The following is a 1,854-nucleotide window of genomic DNA, read 5'->3' on the forward strand; positions in this document are numbered from 1 at the left end:
TATCCCGAACCTCCCTTCCCCGAGCAACATCAACCCAAGCCTGGGCATGAATGGGCGATCGAGCCGGCGCCGCTGTATGATGCGCCATACTATCTCGGATCGAAAAAACTCGACGGAAAGGTAGCGCTCATCACCGGCGGCGATTCCGGCATTGGCCGTTCGGTGGCGGTTTTGTTCGCCCGCGAGGGCGCCGACATCGTGATCGTCTATCTCGCCGAAGACAAGGATGCCGAAGAGACCAAATCCGCAGTGGAGAAAGAGGGACGACGCTGCATTCTGGTCAAGGCCGACGTCAGCGATCGCGATCACTGCCGCCACTCGGTGGCCGAGACCGTGAAGGAATTTGGCCGTATCGACGTGCTGGTCAACAATGCAGCCTTCCAGATCCATTCCAGAGATTTCAGCGAACTGACCGAAGAGCATTTCGACACGACGCTGAAAACCAATCTCTATGGTTACTTCCACATGGCACAGGAGGCGATACCGCACATGAAGCCAGGTTCGGCGATCATCAACACCGGTTCGGTAACCGGCATCGACGGTTCAAAGCAATTGGTCGACTATTCAATGACCAAGGGGGGCATTCACGCCTTTACGCGGGCCCTTTCGGGCAATCTGATCGGCAAGGGGATAAGGGTAAACGCGGTTGCGCCAGGTCCGGTGTGGACACCGCTGAACCCATCGGACAAGGAGGCTGATGACGTTTCGAAATTCGGGATGGACACGCCGATGAAACGGCCCGCACAACCGGAAGAACTTGCGCCAGCCTATGTGTTCCTCGCCTCGCCGCAGTGCTCAAGTTACATCACCGGTGAGATTTTGCCGGTTGTCGGAGGCTACTGAGGGTGGCCGAAACGAAACGTATGACCAAGGAGTAGGATGGGTGGTTCGTCTGCTTTTTCAGGATGGCGCTTGCTTACGCAGCATACCGCATCTGCACGGAACCTGCAGGACCCGCCCGCATGTGCCGCAGGATGACGGCGAGGCGCTACGCAAGCAATCGGCGGCCTTGGGCATCGAGCTGCCGCACTGACAGCTGCCAGGCCGGCCGAAGTTCCGGCCAGCCCGGTTTCAGCCTTATTCAGCGGCCTGGAGGTTGATCTTGCTTTCCGCCATTTCGGTGAGCTTGCGATCGGTTGCCTGTTCTTCTCTGAGGTTCTTGGCCAGCACGTTAGCACAGTCAGTGCGGCCAAGCTGCTTGGCCCAGGCGATGAGTGTACCGTAGCGTGTCATCTCATAGTGCTCGACGGCCTGCGCCGATGCGATCAGCGCCGCATCGAGGACTTCCTTGTCATCTACGTCACCGCTCACATCGTCGGCCTCCTCGAGAATGCCGTCGATTGCCGGGCAGTTGACCGTCTTGGCCTTAACGCCATGCAACTCGAACACCTCTTCGACGCGCTCGATATGGCCCCTGGTCTGGCCGAGATGTTTTTCGAATCCAGCTTTCAGTTGCGGGTCGGTTGCCTTGTCGATCATCTTCGGCAGCGCTTTCTCGATCTGCTTTTCGGCGTAGTAGATGTCCCGCAGCGTGTGCACGAACAGATCGTCGAGTGTCTTGATGTCCTTCGAAAAGAAGCCCATGACCTTGCCTTTCATTGCGCTCAATGTGGATTTTAGCGGCGAGATTTGCTCGCTGCCGCGAGAGCCGAGACTGAGGCCCCCAGCTTGTCGGTCAACGTACCAATGCCGGAGGGGTTCCTGACTTTTCGGGTGAAACTGCCCACCTTTTCGAAAGCCCGCAATTTCTCCGATTGGAGCCTTTGTCTCGACGGCACGTTCTACCCAGAGCGCGAACCAGAACCGTGAAGGGTTGGCAGAATGTATTTCATTGCGTTGGCGACGGACTATGAC

At 57.7% G+C, this 1,854-nt stretch carries 2 protein-coding genes; one reads left to right on the plus strand and one right to left on the minus strand.

Annotated features, from left to right (window positions below):
• Positions 1-843 (plus strand): SDR family oxidoreductase (locus EN935_RS33995; protein ID WP_164771606.1); only part of this gene is annotated, 843 nt, incomplete at its 5' end.
• Positions 844-1,077: 234 nt separating this feature from the next.
• On the opposite strand, the gene EN935_RS34000 is transcribed toward EN935_RS33995, so the two are convergent.
• The gene (locus EN935_RS34000; RefSeq protein WP_109672712.1) at positions 1,078-1,584 is read right to left on the minus strand and encodes a ferritin-like domain-containing protein; all 507 of its coding nucleotides are present in this window, start codon (positions 1,582-1,584) and stop codon (positions 1,078-1,080) included.
• Between the last annotated feature and the right edge of the window lie 270 nt (positions 1,585-1,854).

Source organism: Mesorhizobium sp. M7D.F.Ca.US.004.03.1.1 (genome assembly GCF_003998635.1).
GTDB classification, from domain to species: domain Bacteria; phylum Pseudomonadota; class Alphaproteobacteria; order Rhizobiales; family Rhizobiaceae; genus Mesorhizobium; species Mesorhizobium loti.